The organism is Tibeticola sp., assembly GCF_022759015.1.
Classification (GTDB): Bacteria; Pseudomonadota; Gammaproteobacteria; order Burkholderiales; family Burkholderiaceae_C; genus Tibeticola; species Tibeticola sediminis.
Map to the genome: position 1 here is coordinate 1 of NZ_JAEMQB010000059.1, position 4184 is coordinate 4184.

The window sequence follows — 4184 nt, forward strand, 5'->3', positions numbered from 1 at the left end:
CCAACTCGACGCAAAGGTCGGCGGAACGTTTCAGGACGGTCCCCAGCGGACGCCTCATCCCGCGTCACGGGACTTCAATCCGTATTTGCGGATCTTTTCGACCAGGGTGGTTCGGCGCAGGCTCAAGCGATCCGCTGCACGGGCAATGACGCCGTCGCTTTGCGCCAGCGCCTGTTCGATCAAGGAGCGTTCGATGCGCTCGAGGTAGCTCTTGAGATCCACGCCGCTCTCAGGTAGGACGGGGTCGGGCAGCTCCACCACCGAGCGCAGCAGCTCTCGAACGTCGCCGCCGTCCTCCGAAGGGGCCGACAGGACCGGCGGATCCTCGTCACCCGCCTCGCGGAAAGCCAGGTTCAGAGGAGCCGTGGCGCCCACGCCGACACGCATCTTGGGCGGAAGGTCATCCAAAGTCACGGTGGATCCCGCGTGGAGGATCACGAGGCGCTCCATCAAATTGAGCAATTCGCTCACATTTCCGGGCCAAGAATAGGCCAGCAAAGCCTGGGCTACGCCCTCACCGAGTCGAACGAAACCGAGCCCCTCGCGATCGAGCCGCCGCAAGGCCGCGTCGGCCAAAAGCAAGATGTCTTCGCCGCGGTCCCGTAAAGGGGGCAATTCGATGGGAACGACGTGCAGCCGGTAGAACAGGTCCTCGCGAAAGCGGCCGAGTTGGATCTCCTGTTCCAGGTTTCGGTGGGTGGCGGCCACGATCCGAGCCTGGGCAGGCAAAGTCTCCGTCCCGCCGACGCGCTCGAAACTGCGCTCCTGCAACACCCGCAGGATCTTGACCTGCAGCGCAGGGCTCATCTCGGCGATTTCGTCGAGAAACAGCGTGCCTTTCCCGGCAAGCTCGAACCGGCCCTTGCGCAAGCCCTGCGCTCCGGTGAACGCGCCGCGCTCATGCCCGAACAGCTCACTCTCCATGAGCTCGGCCGGAATCGCGCCACAGTTGACGGCCACAAACGGGCGCCCCGAGCGCGGCGAACATTGGTGCAAGGAGCGCGCGACCAGTTCTTTGCCCGTCCCGGACTCACCGAGGATCAACACGGTGCTGTCGGTCTTGGCCACCCGCTCGATCAGCGCACGCAAGGCCCGCATGGGCGCACTGCTGCCGACGAGGGTCTGCTCCAACCCACCATGCCCCGAATCGACCGTCAGCAGCTCTTGCTCCATGCGTTAGTGACCCCCGCGGTGCCGCACCACCAAGCTCTCATCCGAGAGCCGCTCGACGAGCCGCAGTTTTGCTTTTTGTGCGCTGGCCCGGTTTTCGAAAGGGCCGACGAAAAGAACCTCCACCGGCCGCCGGTACAAGCTTACCCGACAGCTCGGATAGCCCATGGCCCGAACCCGCTCACGGCGTTTGCGCAGACTCTCCTCCTGCTCGAACGCCCCTGCCTGAACATACCAGCCGGAACGACGGCAGTGGGGAATGCTGCCCTGGACGGTCGAGCGGCCCTCCCTCGGCTTGGCTTCTGCATCGCGCCCGGGCGCGGCGCGGTCCGCGCCGGTTCCGGAAGGCTGGACGACCTCGATCGGTGCCGCATCCGCAACCGGCACGCTGGCTTCCGGTTTTTCGGGTATGAGAGCGCCGCCCCCGACAGCCAAGGCTGCCGAGGCTCCCCGGGCTGGTGCTTCCGCGGTGGGTACCTCCGCGGCCGACGCGGCTGAGGCCGCAGCCGACGGCGGCGCAAGGTCCGGTCCGGGTGCTGCCACGGACGGGGACGCACCCCCAGACGCAGCTGCCGCCGATGCAGTGACCACCGCCGCGGGCGAGCGCGGCTGCACCGCCGCCTCGCCCGCAGGGGGCTTGGCCGTCCATGCGGCATCGGCGACGACCGCCAGCGCCCAGGCGAGGCACAGCAGGCCACCGATCAGAGCCAGCCCGAGGCCGACCCGTAGCTTGCGGAATTCTTCGGGCGTCAGAGGCGCAGCGCTCATCCCTTCAGACTTTCGATGGGGGCTGGCCTGCGATGGAGGGCGAGCCCCGGACATTGCGCTTGAGATCCGCCCCGCCCCGTGCGAGGGCTGGGGTTCCCGCCGGGTGGTCGGGGGAGAGCAGCACGATGCTCACGCGCCGATTCGCCGCCCGCCCTTCGGGCGTGTCGTTCGAGGCCACCGGGTGGTATTCGCCGTAGCCAGCGGCCACCAGCCGCTCGGGCGGCACCCGATACCGTATCAAGGTTTGAACGACCGAGACCGCCCGCATGGCCGACAGTTCCCAGTTCGAGGCAAACATTCCGTTGCGGATCGGTACGTTGTCGGTGTAGCCGTTCACCTGAACCTGGTAGGGCCAGGTCGTCAGCATCTCGGCAATGTCTTTCAGGAGGTTCATCGCCTGCGGCTCCAGCGACGCCTGACCCGACGGGAACAGCAAGGTGTCCCGGATGTCGATGGAGACGCCCAGCGGCGTCACGCTGACCTGAACTTCACCTCGGTCGATCTGGGGCCGGAGCCGCTCGGTCAGAGCCTGTGCCACTGCAGCGAGCTCCTGCTGGCGCGCCTCGCTGTGCATCGCCGACGCCGCTGCCCGCGCCGCCTGCGGCGTGATCGGGGTCGGCTTGGGCATGGGCGGCAAGTCGATCAAGCGCGACGAATCGAGCAAGGGGGTGCCGATCTGGATGGGTTGTGCAGCCTCGGGCTGACCGGTAAAGGCGGAGACCAAGGTCTGCGAGAGGATGCGGTATTTGCCGTCGTTGACCGAAGAAATCGAATACATCACCACGAAAAAGGCAAACAGCAGCGTGATGAAGTCGGCATAGGAAACCAACCACCGCTCGTGGTTCTCGGGCGTTTCTTCGGGTCGTTGACGCACGTGATCCCCCGGGAAAGCTCAGCCCGCCGCGCGCTGGCGCGCAACCCGGCGTCGATGATGGCGAAACACGAATTGCTCGAGCAACGCAGCGAGCGAGTCGGGTAGGCCCGAGAAACGCGCACGGACACGCCAGGCACCCTCACTCTGCGCCTGCGCCTGTTCGACCTGGGCGGGCAGCACCAGGGCCACAGGCAAGCGCGGGCGCAGGTAGAGATGCAGCTCGCCCCACGCGCCGATGCCGATCGGCTCGGCGCTCTGCCACGCCAAGCCCTGCGCGGTCAAGGTACAAAGCCGTGGCGGCGGCATCGGAACGAGCTGCCGGATGGCCGAGCTGACCATCAGCAGCAACAAGTCCAGCCGGCGCTCGATTTCCGGGGCGCCGCGGCGGTCGCGCGGCTCGGCACCCGCCGATTCGTCGGCATCGTCGAGAGCCAGCAAGGCGCGCAGCACGGTTTGATTCTCGGCCATCAGCTCCGGGGCCTGGCCTTCCGGGCAGCCCGACACGCGCCAGGCCAGCGGCAGATGCGCCTGCAGCGAGACGCCATCGGCACCCCGCTCGCGATCCGCGGCGGACGGTTCCAGAGGCTGGGATGGATCGGGCCCGGAGCTCACGGATCAAGGCAGTCGTTGGTGAATCCGGGCCAGTATACCGACGCCGACCGCACCCGAGCCCGGCTCGGCGCGTGAACGGTCAATGCTGGCGCAGGCTCTCGATCCACGAGTCGCGCAAAGCCGTGACCACGGCGGAACAATCATCGACGGCCTCGAGGTCGTCAAAGATGTTCGCGTGCGCCAGCCGCTCGAGCAGGTAGCGGTAGATGCCCGCCAGTCGCCGGTTCAGCGCGCCCTCGCCGTCGGGGCCGTTGCCTTCAGGCAAAGCGGCCAACAGATGCTCGACCAGTTGATACGCACGGTTGAGGGATTGAAGCTTGCGCTCCACCGCACCCTCGACGAGGGCCAGGCGCGCACGGCGCAAATATTCCAGGATGCCGTCGAGCCCGAGCACGAGCAGCTTTTCCTCGGGGACACCCGTCTTGTCCACCTGCCGATACGCGGCAACCGCCAAACCTGCACTCATCGCTACCTCCTGCTCAAAAAATAGATGCCGCGTCCATCAACCATTGCTGCTGGACTTCGACGAACTCACCGAATCGAAATACGCCGTCAAGTACTGACCGATGCCCTTGAACTGGGTCATCATGCTTTGCATGGCGTCGAACTGTTGTTGCAGCAGCGCGGTTTGTGCCTCGACGCTTTGCTGCAACTGCGCAATCTGTTTGTCGATGCTCGCAATCGAGGCATTGATGCCCTGCGTCGCCGCGGCCACGAAACCATTGCGGCTGTTGAGCGCGGCCACCAGCACCGAGTTGAG

Annotated in this window: 6 protein-coding genes; all 6 read right to left on the reverse strand. The window is 66.3% G+C overall.

The window, feature by feature from the left end; genetic code table 11:
- Positions 1 to 54: 54 nt before the first annotated feature.
- The gene (locus JHC36_RS03590) at positions 55 to 1173 is read right to left on the reverse strand and encodes a sigma-54 interaction domain-containing protein (protein WP_287915966.1); all 1119 of its coding nucleotides are present in this window, start codon (positions 1171 to 1173) and stop codon (positions 55 to 57) included.
- Between the two features lie 3 nt (positions 1174 to 1176).
- On the reverse strand, positions 1177 to 1938 hold the full coding sequence (locus JHC36_RS03595; RefSeq protein WP_287915968.1) for an SPOR domain-containing protein: 762 nt from the start codon (positions 1936 to 1938) through the stop codon (positions 1177 to 1179).
- A gap of 4 nt (positions 1939 to 1942) precedes the next feature.
- A complete protein-coding gene (gene motD / locus JHC36_RS03600) occupies positions 1943 to 2812 on the reverse strand; it encodes a flagellar motor protein MotD (protein ID WP_287915969.1) in 870 nt (289 codons plus the stop codon).
- 18 nt (positions 2813 to 2830) lie between these two features.
- Positions 2831 to 3424 carry a PilZ domain-containing protein gene (locus JHC36_RS03605; protein ID WP_287915972.1) on the reverse strand — a complete coding sequence of 198 codons (594 nt, stop codon included), beginning with the start codon at positions 3422 to 3424 and terminating at the stop codon, positions 2831 to 2833.
- Positions 3425 to 3503: 79 nt separating this feature from the next.
- The gene (gene fliS / locus JHC36_RS03610) at positions 3504 to 3890 is read right to left on the reverse strand and encodes a flagellar export chaperone FliS (protein ID WP_124221301.1); all 387 of its coding nucleotides are present in this window, start codon (positions 3888 to 3890) and stop codon (positions 3504 to 3506) included.
- Positions 3891 to 3926: 36 nt separating this feature from the next.
- Positions 3927 to 4184: flagellar filament capping protein FliD (fliD, locus tag JHC36_RS03615; RefSeq protein WP_287915975.1), on the reverse strand; the 258-nt coding region annotated here is incomplete at its 5' end.